At 71.6% G+C, this 17,000-nt stretch carries 17 protein-coding genes; 10 read left to right on the top strand and 7 right to left on the bottom strand.

Annotated elements, in window-relative coordinates; genetic code table 11:
• Nucleotides 1-54: 54 nt before the first annotated feature.
• Nucleotides 55-966, bottom strand: coding sequence for a DUF3027 domain-containing protein (locus J0695_RS26490; RefSeq protein ID WP_206966023.1), 912 nt, complete (start codon nt 964-966; stop codon nt 55-57).
• Between the two features lie 276 nt (nt 967-1,242).
• Between J0695_RS26490 and J0695_RS26495 the strand changes: the two genes are divergently transcribed.
• Genes J0695_RS26495 through J0695_RS26510 form a run of 4 tightly spaced genes read left to right on the top strand, consistent with a single transcriptional unit; the run spans nt 1,243 to nt 4,572 of the window.
• Nucleotides 1,243-2,598 carry an MFS transporter gene (locus tag J0695_RS26495; protein ID WP_206966024.1) on the top strand — a complete coding sequence of 452 codons (1,356 nt, stop codon included), beginning with the start codon at nt 1,243-1,245 and terminating at the stop codon, nt 2,596-2,598.
• A 27-nt stretch (nt 2,599-2,625) separates the two neighbouring features.
• Nucleotides 2,626-3,105, top strand: coding sequence for a DUF2771 domain-containing protein (locus J0695_RS26500; RefSeq protein WP_206966026.1), 480 nt, complete (start codon nt 2,626-2,628; stop codon nt 3,103-3,105).
• Between the two features lie 8 nt (nt 3,106-3,113).
• Entirely contained in the window at nt 3,114-3,743 is a 630-nt protein-coding gene (locus tag J0695_RS26505; protein ID WP_206966028.1) for a futalosine hydrolase, read from the top strand.
• The gene (locus J0695_RS26510) at nt 3,736-4,572 is read left to right on the top strand and encodes a 1,4-dihydroxy-6-naphtoate synthase (protein WP_206966030.1); all 837 of its coding nucleotides are present in this window, start codon (nt 3,736-3,738) and stop codon (nt 4,570-4,572) included. The genes J0695_RS26505 and J0695_RS26510 overlap by 8 nt, the downstream gene beginning before the upstream one ends.
• Nucleotides 4,573-4,670: 98 nt before the next feature.
• Here the strand turns inward: J0695_RS26510 and J0695_RS26515 are convergent, their stop codons facing one another.
• The 3 genes from J0695_RS26515 to J0695_RS45245 form a co-directional block, all read right to left on the bottom strand.
• Complete coding sequence (locus J0695_RS26515; protein ID WP_206966032.1) at nt 4,671-6,125, bottom strand: hypothetical protein; 1,455 nt, start codon at nt 6,123-6,125, stop codon at nt 4,671-4,673.
• 125 nt (nt 6,126-6,250) lie between these two features.
• Nucleotides 6,251-6,331, bottom strand: a complete 81-nt coding sequence (locus tag J0695_RS45735; protein ID WP_372445831.1) for a putative leader peptide — start codon at nt 6,329-6,331, stop codon at nt 6,251-6,253.
• A 105-nt stretch (nt 6,332-6,436) separates the two neighbouring features.
• The gene (locus tag J0695_RS45245; RefSeq protein ID WP_206966034.1) at nt 6,437-6,820 is read right to left on the bottom strand and encodes a cold-shock protein; all 384 of its coding nucleotides are present in this window, start codon (nt 6,818-6,820) and stop codon (nt 6,437-6,439) included.
• A gap of 157 nt (nt 6,821-6,977) precedes the next feature.
• Between J0695_RS45245 and J0695_RS26525 the strand changes: the two genes are divergently transcribed.
• A complete protein-coding gene (locus J0695_RS26525) occupies nt 6,978-7,226 on the top strand; it encodes a hypothetical protein (RefSeq protein ID WP_206966037.1) in 249 nt (82 codons plus the stop codon).
• On the opposite strand, the gene J0695_RS26530 is transcribed toward J0695_RS26525, so the two are convergent.
• On the bottom strand, nt 7,205-7,828 hold the full coding sequence (locus tag J0695_RS26530) for an HAD family hydrolase (protein ID WP_206966039.1): 624 nt from the start codon (nt 7,826-7,828) through the stop codon (nt 7,205-7,207). The genes J0695_RS26525 and J0695_RS26530 overlap by 22 nt on opposite strands.
• Before the next feature lie 69 nt (nt 7,829-7,897).
• Here J0695_RS26530 and J0695_RS26535 point away from each other — a divergent pair, with 69 nt between their 5' ends.
• The 3 genes from J0695_RS26535 to J0695_RS26545 are packed head-to-tail and all read left to right on the top strand — an operon-like array spanning nt 7,898 to nt 10,784.
• Entirely contained in the window at nt 7,898-8,902 is a 1,005-nt protein-coding gene (locus J0695_RS26535) for a FecCD family ABC transporter permease (protein WP_206966041.1), read from the top strand.
• 53 nt (nt 8,903-8,955) lie between these two features.
• Nucleotides 8,956-9,990, top strand: a complete 1,035-nt coding sequence (locus tag J0695_RS26540) for a FecCD family ABC transporter permease (RefSeq protein WP_206966043.1) — start codon at nt 8,956-8,958, stop codon at nt 9,988-9,990.
• The gene (locus J0695_RS26545; protein ID WP_206966046.1) at nt 9,987-10,784 is read left to right on the top strand and encodes an ABC transporter ATP-binding protein; all 798 of its coding nucleotides are present in this window, start codon (nt 9,987-9,989) and stop codon (nt 10,782-10,784) included. Before J0695_RS26540 ends, J0695_RS26545 begins: the two co-directional genes overlap by 4 nt.
• A 124-nt stretch (nt 10,785-10,908) precedes the next feature.
• On the opposite strand, the gene J0695_RS26550 is transcribed toward J0695_RS26545, so the two are convergent.
• A complete protein-coding gene (locus tag J0695_RS26550; RefSeq protein ID WP_206966048.1) occupies nt 10,909-11,880 on the bottom strand; it encodes a hypothetical protein in 972 nt (323 codons plus the stop codon).
• Between the two features lie 99 nt (nt 11,881-11,979).
• Between J0695_RS26550 and J0695_RS26555 the strand changes: the two genes are divergently transcribed.
• The gene (locus J0695_RS26555) at nt 11,980-14,436 is read left to right on the top strand and encodes a helicase C-terminal domain-containing protein (protein ID WP_206966050.1); all 2,457 of its coding nucleotides are present in this window, start codon (nt 11,980-11,982) and stop codon (nt 14,434-14,436) included.
• Here J0695_RS26555 and J0695_RS45740 read toward each other — a convergent pair.
• Nucleotides 14,399-15,181, bottom strand: coding sequence for a VanZ family protein (locus tag J0695_RS45740; RefSeq protein WP_206966051.1), 783 nt, complete (start codon nt 15,179-15,181; stop codon nt 14,399-14,401). The two genes, J0695_RS26555 and J0695_RS45740, sit on opposite strands and share 38 nt — an antisense overlap.
• A gap of 115 nt (nt 15,182-15,296) precedes the next feature.
• Here J0695_RS45740 and J0695_RS26565 point away from each other — a divergent pair, with 115 nt between their 5' ends.
• On the top strand, nt 15,297-16,955 hold the full coding sequence (locus J0695_RS26565; RefSeq protein ID WP_206966053.1) for a DNA repair helicase XPB: 1,659 nt from the start codon (nt 15,297-15,299) through the stop codon (nt 16,953-16,955).
• The last annotated feature ends 45 nt before the right edge of the window (nt 16,956-17,000 follow it).

Genomic DNA, 17,000 nt, shown 5'->3' on the forward strand with positions numbered 1-17,000 from the left:
AGGACCGGGGTCTGGGGCGGAAGCCCCAGGGCGGGGGTCGAGCCCCCGGCCCCGTTACGAGTGGCCCAGGTCCTCCGCGACCGTCGCGTCAGCCAGCGGCACCGAGCCGCCCGACGGGTCCGGCCGGAGGGCGAAGGGGTCCGCCGCCGCGGAGTCCAGCACCAGCGGAGCCGGCCGCGGCGGCGCCGGCATGACCGCAGCCTCGGAGTGGCCACCGCAGCCGTACGCCAGCGAGACGACATGCCCGTCCGCCGGACCGAACTCGTTCGCGCAGACCCCGAAGGCCTGACTGAGCGACCCCGTCAGCGGCACCATGAAGGCACAGGAGACACACGTCGCCGGTGCGGCCTGCGCCATCGGGGTCTTCGCCCCGAAGGACTCGTCCCAGCGGTCGGCCGCCACATGCAGCCCGTACCGCGAAAGCACCCGCGCCCGCCGCATGCCGAGTTCCTCGGCCACCGAGGTGATCGACCCGCGCAGGGGTACGTCCACCCGCTCCACGACCTCCGCGTCCTCCGCCTCGACACGCGAGGCGAGCTCTTCGGAGACGACGGAGTTCGGCGGGGGCGTGTCCTCGCCGGAGTAGCCCGGCTCCAGGCGGAGGTCCTCCGCCTCGGTGGGCAGCAGATCGCCGGGTCCCATGTCGCCCGGCCGCAGCCGCTCGTTCCACGGCACCCATTCGGGGGCAAGCAGCGAATCGGGTCCCGGCAGCAGGACCGTCTCGTCGAGGGTGACGAATTTCGCACGGGATGCCCGGGCGACCGTCACCGCCCAGCGCCAGCCCCGGTAGCCGAACTCTTTGCACTCGAAGTAGTGCGTGACCACCCGGTCACCCTCGGCGACGGCGATCACATGTTCGCCGACCACCCCGGGGAAGGCAGCCTCTTCGGCCGCCTCGCGGGCAAGGTCTACCGCCTCGGCGCACAGACGGTCAGGGGTACGGCTTCTCGTCGTCGCAGCACTCACAGGTCTCGCTTCTCTCCTACGCCGTCTCACGGGTGCGCCGGACGAACATCGACTGCGAGCTGCGGGCGGAGCGGACCAGGGGGCCGCGTCGACGTCCGCGCCCGACCTGTCCGGAGCGCGCCTTTTTCCTACCCATTCTGCGGGATGCCGGAGAGGCGCGCGGCCAGAGACGACCGCCGGTGGCGCGCTACGCACGCTACCTCCTCATCAGCTCCTCGCCCACCCGCACATCCGAATCCCGGTTCGGGTCGGTAGGGCTTGGGGCACTATGACGGGGTGGCAACCGCGAGGTCGACCGAGGAGATCGGCCCGGTGCGCAGGGCGGGCCGGGCAGTCGGACGTGCCTTGCACCTGCCCTTCACCGGTACGGCGAAAGGGATCAGACGGGCGACGCACGCCCATGGCGCGGGCGAGTCGGGCCTCGGAAAACTGATCGAACTCCATGCGGTGAACAGCGCGGGTGACGTCATGGTCACCGTCGCGCTCGCCTCAACGGTCTTCTTCTCCGTCCCCACGGACCAGGCGCGCGGGCGCGTCGCGCTCTATCTCGCGATCACGATGGCGCCCTTCGCGCTCCTCGCCCCGGTCATCGGCCCGCTCCTGGACCGGCTGCCGCACGGCCGGCGCGCCGCGATGGCGGGCGCCATGCTGGCCAGGGCGCTGCTCGCACTGATGATGTCGGGCGCGGTGGCGACGGGCGGCCTGGAGCTGTACCCGGCGGCGCTCGGGGTGCTGGTGGCGTCCAAGGCGTACGGAGTGGTGCGCAGCGCCGTCGTCCCCCGCCTTCTCCCACCCAAGTTCTCGCTGGTCAAAGCCAACTCCCGGGTGACGCTCGCGGGGCTGCTGGCGACGGCGGTCGGGGCGCCGATCGGCGCGGGGCTGCAGCGCATCGGGCCTCCGTGGCCGCTTTACGGGGCCTTCGCCGTCTTCATCGCCGGTACGTTCCTGGCCTTCACGCTCCCCCACAAGGTGGACTCCGCGAAGGGCGAGCGCCGGGCCCAGCTCCTCAAGGACGGGGACGACGGGCCGCAGAAGCCCGGCCTGCGGACGGTCGGCCCCTCCGTACTGAACGGCCTCGCCGCCAACGCCTCGCTCAAGGCCCTCTCCGGATTCCTGATCTTTTTTCTTGCTTTTCTCCTCCGCGTGCACCCCCTCGCAGGGCAGAGTGCCGCCGTCTCACTCGCCGTCGTCGGCATCTCGGCAGGGGTCGGCAATGCGCTGGGCACGGCGGCGGGGGCCTCGCTGAAGTCGCGCGGCCCGGAGCTGATCATCGCGACGATGCTGGCCCTGGCGCTGGCGGCGGCCATCGTCTCCGCGGTCTTCTTCTCGCCGGCGATGGTGGCGGTGCTGGGCGCCGCCGCGGGCCTGTGCCAGGCCCTGGCGAAGCTGTCGCTCGACGCGATGATCCAGCGGGACGTGCCCGAGGAGGTGAGGACCTCGGCGTTCGCCCGTTCGGAGACGACGCTGCAGGTCGCCTGGGTGATCGGCGGTGCGATCGGGATCGCCCTGCCGCTCAATGGCGTCCTGGGCATGTCGGTGGCGGCGGCCCTGGTCGCCACGGGCTTCTTCGCGACCGTACGAGGGCTCCTCGTAGCAGCGAGGCGCGGCACGCCGCACCCCCGCGTGGCATGAGCCGGGGCGAGAGATAGCCTTCGGCCCATGACCGTTGCGTTCTCTTCCAAGCGCCGTCGCGCCGTCGCCACCCTCGGTGCCGTGTCCGTCGGACTCCTCGCCCTGTCCGCCTGCGACAAGCCGACGCCCGTGGCGACCGTGACGGTCGGCAGCAACTCGGTGCACACCCAGGCCTCCTGCTACAACGACGGCAAGAAGCTGGAAGTCGCCAAGCTCCAGGGCTGCCTGCAGGACAAGGACCTGAAGACCGTCAAGGTCGACCCGGACGCGATGCTGCACATCGGCGTCGACCCGGACATCGCCGACAAGGGCTGGACGCTCCTGATCGACGGCCAGCAGAAGACCGAGTCCAGCAAGAAGACGTTCTGGTCCGCCACCGGCGGCCAATTCTTCCAGCAGAACCAGCAGACCGGTGCGACCCCCAAGACCGCGACCATCAGCATCGTCTCGGGCACCGGCGCCAAGGTGACCGGCCTGTGGTCGTTCAAGCTCCAGAAGGACGCCTGACCCGTCCCATGCGCACTCTCGTCGTGACCGCGGTACCCGCTGAGCGGGACGCGGTCACGCGCGCGTCCGGGGCTTTTGACGTGCTGGCGGCCGGGGTCGGTCCCGCCGCGGCGGCTGCCGCCACCGCGACCGCCCTCGCGCTCGGTACGTACGACCTCGTCATCTCCGCCGGGATCGGCGGCGGCTTCGGCGTCCCGCTCGGCTCGGTCGTGCTCGCGGACGCGATCGTCGCAGCGGACCTGGGCGCGGAGACGCCGGGCGGGTTCGTCCCGGTGACCGAGCTGGGCTTCGGCGCGGTGGAGCACCGGCCGCCCGCGGATCTCGTACGGAACCTCGCCGACGCCACCGGAGCGGCCACCGGCACCGTCCTCACCGTCTCCACGGTGACCGGCACGGCGGAGCGCGCCGCCGCCCTGCGCACCGCGCACCCGGACGCCGTGGCCGAGGCCATGGAGGGCTTCGGGGTCGCGGAAGCGGCACACCAGCACGGCATTCCGGCGCTGGAGGTGCGCGCGGTCTCCAACGCGGTGGGCCCGCGCGACCGGGACGCCTGGCGCATCGGGGACGCGCTGACCGCGCTGACGGAGATCTTCGGGAAGATCCCACCCGTACTGGAGAGTTGGAACAGCCATGACTGACATCGCTTTCTCGCCCTGCCCGAACGACACCTTCGTCTTCGACGCCTGGGCGCACGGCCGCGTGCCGGGCGCGCCCGCGCTCAACGTCACGTTCGCGGACATCGACATCACCAACGGGATGGCCGAGCGCGGCGAGCTGGATGTGCTAAAGGTCTCGTACGCGGTGCTGCCATGGGCCCTTGAGGAGTACGCACTGCTGCCCTGCGGCGGCGCGCTGGGGCGGGGCTGCGGCCCGCTGGTCCTCACACGCGAGGACGGGGTCGACCTGACCGGGAAGACGGTCGCCGTGCCGAGCGAGCGCTCCACCGCGTATCTGCTGTTCCGGCTGTGGGCGGCCGAAGTGGTCCCCGGCGGGGTCGGCGAGATCGTCGTGCTCCCGTTCCACGAGATCATGCCGGCGGTCCGCGACGGCAAGGTCGACGCGGGTCTCGTCATCCACGAGGCGCGCTTCACGTACCAGAACTACGGTCTGCACTCCCTCGCCGACATGGGCGAGCACTGGGAGTCGACGACCGGCCTGCCCATCCCGCTGGGCGCGATCATCGCCAAGCGCTCGCTGGGTGACGAGAAGCTGCGCGAGCTGGCGCAGGCCATCCGCACGTCGGTACGGATGGCCTGGGACGACCCGGAGGCGTCGCGCCCGTACGTCACTGAGCACGCCCAGGAGATGGACGCGTCGGTCGCCGACCAGCACATCGGTCTGTACGTGAACGAGTTCACCGCTGATCTGGGTGAGGACGGGTACGCGGCGGTACGCGGGCTGCTCACGCGGGCGGCGGCCGAGGGGCTGGTTCCGCCCCTCGCGCCGGACGCGCTCGCATTCGTCTGAGCCGGACTCTGCCCCCCACCGGGTCGGCGGCCGGAGGCCGGCGCAGCCGCTCGAAGCCTGCGAAGCAGTGCGAGAGGGGCGTGAAAAAACAGTCGCCCTCAGCTTCGTCTGATGCGGACCACTCCCGTCTCCGTGCCCTGGTAGAGCGTGCCGTCCGGGCCCGTCGTGCCCGTCATCTGCAGCGGGTTGAACAGCAGGCCGATGCCGAGCCCCGAGCGGGCGATCTGCTTGCCCGTGGCCGGGTCGATCACTCCGTACGCGTAACTCGCGAAGGTCTGAGCGCCGATCGAGTCCGTGGGGCCCGTCACCGTCACCGTGTAGATCTTGTTGTCGCCGAGTGAGAGGCGGGGCAGGGCCGCCGACTTGACGGTGCTGTTCCAGACGGTGGAGCAGCCCGTGCCCTCCGCGTTGACGTCCACGCGGGTCAGGCCGCCGTCGAAGGACGCCGACGAGGGCTGGCTGGCTGGGGCTCCGGCGGGCAGTGCCGGGTACGGGTAGCCGTAGGTGTTGGTGACGAAGACGCTGCGGCCCGACGCGATCACCGCGTCCTCCGTGCCGCTGGCCGCGTACTGGGTGAGTACGGGAATCGAGCAGACCGGGGTCGGGGTCGTGCCGTCCGCGACGCGGTAGACCAGCAGGTTCTCGTGCGGGGCGGCGTTGTCGGTGATCGTGACGTACTCCGTGCCGTCGCCAGGGCCGAAGAAGCTGGGCGTCGCGCCCGTGCCCCAGCTGAGCTGGCCGGGCTTGCGGGCGGGACCGCGGTCGTACGGTGCGCGCCAGCTGATCTGCGGCGTGCCGTCGGGGGCCTCGGTGAGGAGGTACAGCGCGTGGGTGGTGGCGACCGCCGTGCGGCCGGGGATCGTCGAGATGCTGTTCTGCACCTCTTCGCCGGTGCTGATCGTGCGGACCGCTCCCGTACCGGTGTCGACCGTACCGATGACGCCGCCGGTGCTGGCGAACCAGACGCGGCCGTTCCAGCCGGGGCTGAGGCCGACCACGTTGTCGCCCTCGGGGAGGGCGGCGGTCAGCGGGGTGGACTGGTCGACCGTCAGCGACCAGCCGCCTGACGCGGTGCGGTGGTGGCCTATGCGCAGGAGGTTGTCGTTGCCGTCGACGGCGACGAGGGCGTTGTCCTGGTCGAGGTAGGCGTACACACCGCCGAAGAGGCTGCCCTTGGGGAGGGCGAGCGAGGCGAGGTCGGAGCCGTTGCCGGGGTCCAGAAGGTGCACGGTGGGGGTCTGGCCGAAGATCGTCGTGCAGAGCGTGACCGGGTAGCCGTCGTCGCCGATCACGACGGTGGGGCAGGCGGAGGCGAGTGCCGTACGGCTGGAACTGACCGCCCCCGTGCCGGGGCCCGCGTACGGGGTGGTGTCGCTGGAGGCGCTGTCGCCGTGCATCGTGGCGGTGCCGTTGGCGGCGGTGGCCGGGTTGCGCGGCGGGAGCGGGCCGTACTCGGGTGATGCGGCCGAGGCGGAACCGACCCCGGCGACGAGGCCCAGGAGGGCAGCGGTCAGGGCGGCCGGGCGCACGAGGGCGCGCGGGAGGAAGGGCATGGCGGGTCCTTGTCTTGGTGCGGATGCCAGGGGACGCGGCACGGCCACGGGTCGGCGGCCGGCTCAGCCCCTCGAAGCCTGCGAAGCAGTGCGAGAGGGGCGTCAAGAACCGTGCGAGAGGGGCGTCAAGAACAGAGGGCGCGACGACAGCCCGAGGTGGTGACGCGGCCGAGGTCCACATGACGTCGGCTCACCAGAAAGATCACGGCGCGACTCTAGCGGAGCACCGTTGACATGGCTATGCAGAACGGGCCGGAACAGGGCACCTGCCACCCGTTCCGGCCCGCCCGAAGAGCGATGAACTGCCGTGACTACACGTCGAGTTGGTCGGCGACGGCCCTCAGCAGGCCGGCGATCTGCGCACCGGCGGCCTTGTCGGGGTAGCGGCCACGCTCCAGACTCGGCGTGATGTTCTCCAGAAGTGTCGTCAAGTCCTGGACGATGGAGGCCAGTTCGTCCGGCTTGCGGCGCTGGGCCGCAGCCACCGAAGGCGTCGGATCGAGGATCGTCACGGAAAGCGCCTGGTCACCGCGTTGGCCGGCGACGACGCCGAACTCCACTCGCTGGCCGGGCTTGAGCGCGTCGACGCCGGACGGGAGCACGGAGGAATGGACGAAGACGTCACCGCCGTCGTCGCGGGAAAGAAAGCCGAAGCCTTTTTCCGGGTTGAACCATTTGACCTTGCCGGTAGGCACCGTCTGTCCTCGTCCTCGTACTCGTAGAAAACGGCTCTGGATAGCACTGCAGCGGGCCGTAGAACCCGACCCGCCACGACCAAGACTATTGGTCCTGGGACTGGTGACAAGACGTCGCCGGGAATGGTTCCTTCGGGCAGGGAACTACCCTGGCCGGGTGAGTACCGAAACCAACTCCAGCGATACCCGTGCTGGTGACCGGCTTGTTCAGGTCGGCGCGATCATCTTCTTCGTCGGCGCTGTGGCCACGCTCGTCACCGTGGCACCCCTCTTTCTCGGGACCGATCCGTTCCCGTCCATCGCGTACGCGGTGTGCATGCTGATGGGCGTCGGGTTCGTCGTCGCGGCGGCCGGGGTGCTGCGGTCGATTGCCGTACAGCGGCGTCAGGCGCGCGCGGCCACGTAACCGTCCAGCCAGGCGGGGAACGCGGTGAGGTCCGTGAGGACCACCTCGGCGCCCGCCTCGCGGAGCTCGTCCGCGCCGATGGGTCCCGTCGGCACGGCGACCGCCAGCGCGCCCGCCGCGTGCGCACCGCGGACGTCGCCGGTGTGGTCGCCGACGTACACGCTCGCGCCGTACTCGCGCAGCGCCTCCGCCTTGCGCTCGGCCCAGAGGTCGCCGATCACCGCGTCCGCGCCGATGCCGAGGTGGTCGAGGTGGAGCTTGGCGTTCGGCTCGTACTTCGCCGTGACGACGATCGCGCGGCCGCCGTGGCGCTGGACGGCCTCCACCGCCTCGCGGGCGCCGGGCATCGCGAGCGTTCCCTCGATGGCGAATGTGGGATACCTCTCGCGGTACAGGTCCGCCATCGCCTCGACCTGGTCGGCCGGGAACCACTCGGCGATCTCCTGCGTCAGCGGCGGGCCGAGCCGGGTGATGGCCAGGTCGGCATCGATGTACGTGCCGGTGTGGGCGGAGAACGCCTCGTAGGCGGCGCGGATGCCGGGGCGCGAGTCGATCAGCGTCATATCGAGGTCGAAGCCGACCGTGAACGGGTGCGTAGACATGCCTCCATCCTCTCCTGTCACTCTGCTTAGACTTAGCGAAGCCTTACCAACCCCCCTGAAGTGGATCTGATGGAGATACCTGTGGCCCGCCGCCGCACTGCCTGGACGGCCGCCGCCGTCCTGGCCCTGCTGCTCGCGGTCCTCTTCAGCCTGGCGGTCGGGGCCAGGACCATCGCCCCCTCCGCGGTGATCGACGCGCTGCTGCACGGCGGGCAGAGCGACGCGGCCCAGGTCGTACGGCAGATGCGGGTGCCGCGGACGCTGATCGGACTGATGGTGGGCGCCTCGCTCGCCCTCGCGGGGACGGTGCTCCAGGGCATCACCCGCAACCCGATCGCGGACCCGGGGATCCTCGGGATCAGCCAGGGCGCTTCGGTGGGCGTGGTCCTCGCGATCGCCTTCGCCGGGATCCATACGCTCAGCGGTTACGTGTGGTTCGCCTTCGGCGGGGCCGCCGCCGCTTCGGTCGCCGTGTACGCGATCGCCTCGCGCGGCCGGGGCGGTGCCACCCCCGTGAAACTCGCGCTGGGCGGGGCCGCCATCAACGCGCTGCTGGTGTCGGTGACCCAGGGCGTACTGACGACGAAGGCCTCCGCGCTGGACGAGTTCCGGTTCTGGCAGATCGGGTCGCTGGGCGGGCGCGACTCCGAAATCGTCGGCCAGATCTGGCCGTTCCTGCTGGTGGGCGTGGTGCTGGTGCTCTGCGTCGCGCGCGGTCTCGACGCGCTGGCGCTGGGCGAGGACGTGGCGAAGGGACTTGGCCAGAACGTGGCGGTCGTACGGATCGTGGGCGGCATCGGCGCGACCGTCCTGACCGGCGCCGGGGTGGCTGCCGCCGGACCCATCGCCTTCATCGGGCTCGCGGTGCCGCACATCGCACGGGCGGTCGTGGGCAACGACCACCGCTGGGTGCTGCCGATGGCGGCGCTCATCGGTCCGGTGATGCTGCTGGTCGCGGACACCGTGGGGCGGGTGGTCTTCCCGCCGAGCGAGGTTCCTGCCGGGGTGATGACGGCGCTGATCGGGGTGCCGTTCCTGGTGACACTGGTGCGACGGAAGGCAGTCCCGGCGTGACTGGTTCCACTGCGACTATTCGCCCTGCGGGGGCTGTGCGTCCCTCGGGATACATGGTCCTGCGCGCCGGGCGCGGAACGTTCCTGGTGCACCGGCGGGCCGCGGTGGTGGCGGGCGCGCTGGCCGTGCTGCTGGCCGTGACGTGTGTGGCATACCTCTGTGTCGGCGAGAACTTCGTGTCACCCGGCGAGGTGATCAAGGTGATCCTCGGGCAGCCCTCTCCGGACGAGCTGGTCGTGGGGACGCTGCGGCTGCCGCGCATGGTGGTCGGGCTGCTGGTCGGCGCCGCGTTCGGGGTCGCCGGGGCGCTGATCCAGACCGTCGCGCGCAATCCGCTGGCCAGCCCGGACATCATCGGGATCAGCCAGGGCGCGAGTGCGGTGACGGTGGGGGCGATGACCTTCGGGGTCTCGTCGTACACCGTGCTGCCGTATCTGTCGGTCGTCGGCGGGATTCTGGCTGCCGGTCTTGTGTACGTGTTCGCGTGGCGCGGGGGGCTGCACGCGACGCGCTTCGTGCTGATCGGGATCGGGTTCGCCATCGCGCTGCGGTCGGTGACGCAGCTCTTCCTGACCAAGGGCGACTATCTCGTCGCCCAGCAGGCGCAGATCTGGATGACCGGGTCGCTCAACGGGCGCGGCTGGAACGAGGTCTCCGTCCTCGGCTGGGTGCTCCTCGCGATGGTGCCCGCCGTGCTGTGGGCCGCGCGCGCCCAGCGGACCGCGGGCATGGACGACGACACCGCGATCGCGCTGGGGGTGCGTCTTGGGCGGGTGCGGCTGGGGCTCGTGGTGGTGGGTGTGGTGCTGGCGTCCGTGGCCACGGGGACGGCGGGACCGGTGGACTTCGTGGCGCTGCTCGCGCCGCAGATCGCGCGGCGGATGACGCGGACCGCGCAGATCCCGCTGCTGTGTTCGGCGCTGCTCGGCGCGTTCATCGTGGTCTTCGGGGACCTGCTGGCGCGGCGGCTGCTGTCGCCGACGGAGCTGCCGGTGGGTGTGCTGACGGCGGCGGTGGGCGCCCCGTATCTGATCTGGCTGCTCGTCCGCGGTCGTACGGGATCTTCTTCTGGTGGAGGCACAGCATGAGCCGGCTTGCGGCGCGCGGACTGACGCTCGCGTACGACGACCGGGTGGTCGTCGAGGAACTCGAACTGGCCGTCCCCGACGGGCAGGTGACCGTCATCGTCGGCCCCAACGCGTGCGGGAAGTCGACGACGCTGCGGGCGCTCGGGCGGCTGCTGAAGCCGCGGGGCGGGGCGGTGCTGCTCGACGGGGTCGAGCTGGCCCGTATCCCCACGAAGAAGATCGCGCAGGCGATCGGACTGCTTCCCCAGTCGCCGGTCGCGCCGGAGGCGATCACGGTCGCGGACCTGGTCGCGCGGGGCCGGCAGCCGCACCAGAGCTGGTGGCAGCAGTGGTCGGAGGCGGACGAGAAGGCGGTCTCCGACGCGATGGAGCGGACCGATGTGGCGTCGCTGGCCGAGCGGTCGGTGGACGAGCTGTCGGGCGGCCAGCGGCAGCGGGTGTGGATCGCGATGGCGCTGGCGCAGGAGACGGACCTGCTGCTGCTCGACGAGCCGACGACGTTCCTGGACATCGCGCACCAGGTGGAAGTGCTGGATCTGGTGCGCCAGCTGAACCACGAACGGGGCCGGACGGTGGTCGCGGTCCTGCACGACCTGAACCAGGCGGCGCGGTACGCGGATCATCTGGTGGCGATGAAGGCGGGGCGGGTGGTGGCGGAAGGTCATCCGAAGGAGATCGTGACGGCGGAGCTTGTGCGGGAGGTTTTCGGGCTTGAGGCGGTGGTGGTGCCGGATCCGGTGACGGGGTCGCCGCTGGTCGTACCAGGCACTCCGTGGGCGGCGCCGGGGATGTGACCCCCGCCCTGGGGCTCCGCCCCAGACCCCGATCCTCAATCGCCGGAGGGGCTTGATTTTGCCCGCTGCACGCTCGGACGTGCGGGCGAAATCAGCCCGTCCGGCGATTGAGGACAGGCGGGGGTCAGCGCAGGTCCCGTCTTGCTCGCCACACCAGGTACAGCGCCGACAGCACCGCCGCCACCTTCACCAGCACCGGCCAAAGCTCAGTGATCGCCGTCCCCATCCCGTGCTCCGGGATCGGCGTTCCCCACCTGCCGTCCGTGCGGCCCCACAACCACGTCAGGCCGCCCGCCGCGACCAGCCCTGGCAGCCCCAGTGCCGCCCATTTCGCCTCGGCCCTGGAGAGCCGGCGCGAGGTGTACGCGAGGAGCCAGCCCGCGCCCAGTGCGAGCAGCCAGCCCGTGACCGCGCCCGTCACCAGCAGCGCTGCCGCCAGCAGGAGCAGCGGGTTGGCCAGCGGGGCCTGGACCCGGGGCGCGCGGGACCGGCGGCGCAGGACGCGGCGGCGCGGAGTCTCCTCCTCGTCCTCCTCCGCCTCCTCGAACTCCTCTTCCTCGGACTCCTCGTCGTCCTCCGGCTCCCGCTCCGGCTCCGCCTTGCGCGGCGGCCGCAGTATCTCCGGGATCTCCACACCCCCGACGAAGCCCGGCACCTCGTCCCCCGCCGCGCCGAAGGGAGCCGTCTCGATCCGCCACCAGTCCGGCTCGCTCCCGGAAGGCCCCAGCTCGTCCGTGCCCGCCAGATGCGGCGGCGAGGCCGCCGGGGCCTGCGGAGCCTCCCCCGGAGGAGCCGTCTTCTCAGTGCGGCGGGGACGCGGGATGCGGCGCGCGCGCGGCTCCTCGCGTACGGAAGGAGCCGGCAGCGACCCGTCCGTCGCCGCCGTGACCAGCTCGTCCGGGGAGCCGAGCCGCCCCAGGATGCGACGCACGGTCGCGGGCGACTCGCTCTCGAACTTGCCGCGCTGTCTGTCGATCTCGTTGCGCAGCGACGACACCAGCCGCATCCGGTCCCCGGACGGCAACTGCCGTTGCTGGGCCAGGTCGCCGACCCGGCTCAGATAGTCGTAGACGAGCTGATCGCTCTCGATCCCCACGCGTCCGCACCCCTTCACCGCCGCCTGCACCGACGGTAGCGCCTTCGCAGCCGATAACGTGGGGCGGATGGGGACCGGCGAGCGCAACAGGAGGCGCACGTGTCCGAAAGAAACGGCAGTACGCCACCGCGCACCCTCGCGGAGGCGCTGCGCGCCCGCGACGACGCGTCGCTGGCCGGGCTGCTGCGCGCCCGCCCCGATCTGCTGACCCCCGTACCGAACGATGTGACGCAGCTGGCGACCCGGGCCGCGACCCGCGCTTCTGCCGTACGGGCGCTGGAGCACCTGGACCGGTTCGCGCTGCAGGCCGCGGAGGCGCTCGCCGTCGCGCCCGACCCCACCCCGTACGAGACGCTCCTCGCCCTGGTCGCCGGTGACGAGGGCGACCCCGCCGTCGAGGCCGAACTGCCCGGCGCCCTGCACACGCTGCGCGAACAGGCGCTGGTGTGGGGCGAGGGGGACCGGCTGCGGCTGGTCCGTACCGTCCGCGAGCTCCTCGCCCCCTCCCCCACGCATCCGTCGCCGACCGGGCTCGGCCCGACCGTGGCGGAGGCGACGGCGGGCATGTCGCCGGGGCGGGTCCAGGAGATCCTGCTCGCCGCCGGGCTGCCCCCGACCCATGACTCGGTGTCGGCTGTCGCGGCCCTGATCTCGCTCTTCAACGACCGGACCCGGATGTCGGAGCTGCTCGACTCGGCGCCGCCCGAGGCGCTTTCGGTGCTCGACCGACTGGTCTGGGGGCCTCCGTACGGCGAGGTGGCCGCCGTCGCGACCCCGCCCGTGCGGTGGCTGCGCGACCGGGGGCTGCTGCTGCCCGCCAGTGCGCGCACCGTCGTACTGCCCCGGGAGGCGTCCCTGCATCTGCGCGGGGGCCGCGCCCACCGACAACCGGAACCGCGCCCGCCGAAGGTCGTCGCCGCCCGTGAGTACCGTCCACAGGCTGTGGATTCCACGGCGGCCGGCCAGGCGTTCACCGCCCTGTCCACCGTCGAGGAGCTGCTCAAGGACTGGAACGAGGGCGGCCCCACCGTCCTGCGCGCCGGCGGCCTGAGCGTCCGCGACCTCAAGCGCACCGCGACCGCCCTGGACTGCACCGAGCAGCTCGCCGCCTTCTGGATCGAACTCGGTTACGCGGCAGGCCTGTTGGCCCCCGACGGCGAGGCCGACGAGCGGTTCGCGGCCACGCCCGCCTACGACGACTGGGCCGAACTCCCGCCCGCCGACCGCTGGTCGCACCTCGCCGTCGCCTGGCTCACCGCCACCCGCACCTCCGGATTGATCGGCGGCCAGGACTCCAAGGGCCGCGCGCTCGCCCCGCTGGGCCCGGACCTGGACCGCTCCGCTGCCCCCGAGGTACGGCGCAAGGCCCTCACCCTCCTCGCCGATCTCCCCGAGGGCGCCGCACCCGACCCGGAAACCCTGCTGGCCCGCCTCCGCTGGGAGCGCCCGGTCCGCAACGCCCACTCGGGCCGGGGCGCGACGGCGGTCACCGACCTCCGTTCGCGTATCGCCCAATGGACGCTGAACGAAGCCGAGTTGCTGGGTGTGACGGGCCGGGGAGCCCTGGCGACGCCCGGCCGCACCCTGCTGGGCGCGGCCCCCACCACCATCGAGCTTGCCGCCGCCCGCGTCCTCGCGGCCGAGGCCCTCGCCCCGCTCATCCCCGAGCCCCTCGACCACGTACTCCTCCAGGCCGACCTCACCGCCGTCGCCCCCGGCCCCCTGGAGCGTCCGCTCGCCGAGCTCCTCGATGTCGCCGCCGACGTCGAGTCCAAGGGCGGCGCCACCGTCTACCGCTTCACCCCGGGCTCCGTGCGCCGCGCCCTGGACGCCGGGCAGTCCGCATCCGACCTGCACGCGTTCCTCGCCGCGCACTCCCGCACCCCCGTGCCGCAGCCGCTCAGCTATCTCATCGACGACGTGGCCCGCAAGCACGGGCACCTCCGGGTGGGGGCAGCCTCTTCGTACGTACGCTGCGACGACGAGTCCGTGCTCAACGAGATCCTCGCCGACAAGCGCTCCCAGCCCCTGCGCCTGCGCCGTCTCGCCCCCACGGTCCTCGCGGCCCAGGCCGACCCTGCCGTCCTCCTCGACACGCTGCGCTCCATCGGGTTCGCGCCCGCCGCAGAGTCCGCCGACGGCAACGTCCTGATCACCCGCGCCGACGCCTACCGCACCCCGCCGCGCACCGCGCCCGCCCCCGTCCCCGAGGGCCCGCCCGTCCCCGACGACACACTCCTGGCCGCCGCCCTGCGCGCCGTCAGGGCCGGCGACACCGCCGCCACCGTCGTCCACAAGTCGGTGCCCCAGCAGGGCGACCTGCCGCGCACCAGCTCCGCCGAGACCCTCGCCACCGTCCAGGCCGCCGCGATGACCGGATCCGCGCTCTGGATCGGTTACGTCAACGCGGACGGGGCCGCGAGCCAGCGGGTGATCGCACCGGTCCGGGTCGAGGGCGGGTTCGTCACCGCGTACGACCACACGGCCGACGAGGTCCGTACGTACCCTCTGCACCGCATCACCGGGGTCGCCGAGCTCGCCGACGATCCAGCTTGAACTTGAGGGCGGCCGCCTTGGCCCTGGCAGCGGACGTGACCGTGCCCTTGGGCCTGGCCTTGTTGGTGGTCCTGGTCTTGGTGGTGGCCCTGGCCTTGTTGGTGGTCCTGGACTTGTTGGTGGCCCTGGTCCCGGTCCCGGCCTTATTGGTGCCCCAGGGCTTGCGCATCGCCCTGCGCTCAGGCGTGGTCTTGGTCTCAGGCGTGGTCCTGGGCTCGGGCTCGGCCCTCTCGTGCCGCTGCCACCAGTGCGTACGCCGCGGATGCAGCGCCCGGCCCAGCCGCCGTCCGAGCAGCAGATAACCGATCAGCGCGCCAAGGGTGTTGAGGATGACGTCGTCGACGTCGAAGGCACGCCCCTCGACCAGCAATCCCTGCGCGGCCTCGACGCAGAACATCACCACCGCGGTCACCAACACCACGCGGAGCAGCCCCCGCGCCTTGGGGATCAGCACCGGCAGCAGCACCCCGAAGGGCACGCCGAGCAGCAGATTGCCGCCGATCTGCTTGACCGTGTCACGGAAGGCGGGCTGGTCCAGATACATCCGTATCGAGTCGCCGGGACGCATATTGGTATGGGTGAGGTCCACGGAGGCTTTCGAGGGCTCAAGGGTGACCTTCGCCAGCGCGACGGCGAACCCCACCATGAACACGAACCCCACCAGCAGCACGAGTACTCGTGCCACGGCCGATCCCCACGTCCGCCGCTGCAGTCGCGGCTTCGCTTCCAGCTCCTTGGTCGCCATGGGGGCCCGTGTACCCCGTCAGAGCCGGGCCAGACGGCTCCCGGGGGTCCGCTCGCAACGTCGCAGCTCCGGCGTACGGCACACTGGAGGTTTGACCGTACGGAAGGGGCACCGCGTGAATGGGCCACTGATTGTCCAGTCGGACAAGACCCTCCTCCTTGAGGTGGACCACGACCAGGCAGGCGCCTGCCGCCGCGCCATCGCGCCGTTCGCCGAGCTGGAGCGCGCCCCCGAGCACATCCACACCTACCGGCTGACGCCGCTGGGTCTGTGGAACGCCCGTGCGGCAGGGCACGACGCCGAGCAGGTGGTGGATGCGCTCGTCGAGTTCTCGCGCTACCCCGTCCCGCACGCGCTCCTCGTCGACGTAGCCGAGACGATGGACCGCTACGGGCGCCTGACCCTCTCCAAGCACCCGGTGCACGGCCTGGTCCTCACCACGACCGACCGCCCGGTCCTGGAGGAGATCCTCCGCTCCAAGAAGGTCGCCCCGCTGGTCGGCGAGCGCCTCGACCCGGACACGGTCGCGGTGCACCCCTCCGAGCGCGGCCAGATCAAGCAGACGCTGCTGAAGCTGGGCTGGCCGGCCGAGGACCTCGCGGGGTACGTCGACGGCGAGGCCCACAAGATCGACCTCAACGAGGACGGCTGGGCACTCCGTCCGTACCAGAAGCAGGCCGTCGAGGGCTTCTGGCACGGTGGCTCGGGCGTCGTGGTCCTGCCCTGTGGAGCCGGAAAGACGCTGGTGGGAGCCGGCGCGATGGCCGAGGCGAAGGCCACGACCCTCATCCTCGTCACCAACACCGTCTCGGCCCGCCAGTGGAAGCACGAGCTGGTGAAGCGGACGTCGCTGACCGAGGAGGAGATCGGCGAGTACAGCGGCACGCGCAAGGAGATCCGCCCGGTCACCATCGCCACGTACCAGGTGCTCACCACCCGCCGTAAGGGCGTCTACGCGCACCTGGAGCTCTTCGACTCCCGTGACTGGGGTCTGGTGATCTACGACGAGGTGCATCTGCTGCCCGCACCGGTCTTCAAGTTCACCGCCGATCTGCAGGCGCGGCGGCGGCTCGGTCTGACCGCCACGCTCGTACGGGAGGACGGCCGCGAGTCGGACGTCTTCTCGCTGATCGGGCCCAAGCGGTTCGACGCCCCGTGGAAGGAGATCGAGGCGCAGGGCTACATCGCGCCCGCCGACTGCGTGGAGGTACGGGTCAACCTCACGGACGCCGAGCGCCTGGCGTACGCGACGGCCGAGCCGGAGGAGAAGTACCGCTACTGCGCCACGACCGCCACCAAGCGCAAGGTGACGGAGGCGCTGGTCGCCAAGCACGCGGGCGAGCAGACGCTGGTCATCGGCCAGTACATCGACCAGCTCGACGAACTGGGCGAGCACCTGAACGCCCCGGTGATCAAGGGCGAGACGTCGAACGCCCAGCGCGAGAAGCTGTTCGGTGCGTTCCGGGAGGGCGAGATCAGCGTCCTGGTCGTCTCCAAGGTCGCGAATTTCTCGATCGACCTGCCGGAGGCGACGGTCGCGATCCAGGTCTCGGGCACGTTCGGCTCGCGCCAGGAGGAGGCGCAGCGTCTGGGGCGCGTCCTGCGGCCGAAGGCGGACGGGCACGAGGCGCGGTTCTACTCGGTGGTCGCGCGCGACACGATCGACCAGGACTTCGCGGCGCACCGCCAGCGCTTCCTGGCCGAACAGGGTTACGCGTACCGCATCGTCGACGCGGACGAACTCCTGGCGGACGGAGCGGACGGCCCCGCGTAGCCCCCGGCACGCGACCTTCGGCCGCGTTGTCCTCAATCGCCGGAC

Source organism: Streptomyces beijiangensis (assembly GCF_017315755.1).
Taxonomy (GTDB): Bacteria; Actinomycetota; Actinomycetes; order Streptomycetales; family Streptomycetaceae; genus Streptomyces; species Streptomyces beijiangensis.

What these genes read in the sequence shown, in the direction of transcription:
- J0695_RS26500 (WP_206966026.1), top strand. Translation starts at nt 2,626, where the DNA reads ATGACCGTTGCGTTCTCTTCCAAGCGCCGTCGCGCCGTCGCCACCCTC.
- J0695_RS26505 (WP_206966028.1), top strand. Translation starts at nt 3,114, where the DNA reads ATGCGCACTCTCGTCGTGACCGCGGTACCCGCTGAGCGGGACGCGGTC.
- J0695_RS26510 (WP_206966030.1), top strand. Translation starts at nt 3,736, where the DNA reads ATGACTGACATCGCTTTCTCGCCCTGCCCGAACGACACCTTCGTCTTC.
- J0695_RS26515 (WP_206966032.1), bottom strand. Translation starts at nt 6,125, where the DNA reads ATGCCCTTCCTCCCGCGCGCCCTCGTGCGCCCGGCCGCCCTGACCGCT.
- J0695_RS26530 (WP_206966039.1), bottom strand. Translation starts at nt 7,828, where the DNA reads ATGTCTACGCACCCGTTCACGGTCGGCTTCGACCTCGATATGACGCTG.
- J0695_RS26535 (WP_206966041.1), top strand. Translation starts at nt 7,898, where the DNA reads ATGGAGATACCTGTGGCCCGCCGCCGCACTGCCTGGACGGCCGCCGCC.
- J0695_RS26540 (WP_206966043.1), top strand. Translation starts at nt 8,956, where the DNA reads ATGGTCCTGCGCGCCGGGCGCGGAACGTTCCTGGTGCACCGGCGGGCC.
- J0695_RS26545 (WP_206966046.1), top strand. Translation starts at nt 9,987, where the DNA reads ATGAGCCGGCTTGCGGCGCGCGGACTGACGCTCGCGTACGACGACCGG.
- J0695_RS45740 (WP_206966051.1), bottom strand. Translation starts at nt 15,181, where the DNA reads ATGGCGACCAAGGAGCTGGAAGCGAAGCCGCGACTGCAGCGGCGGACG.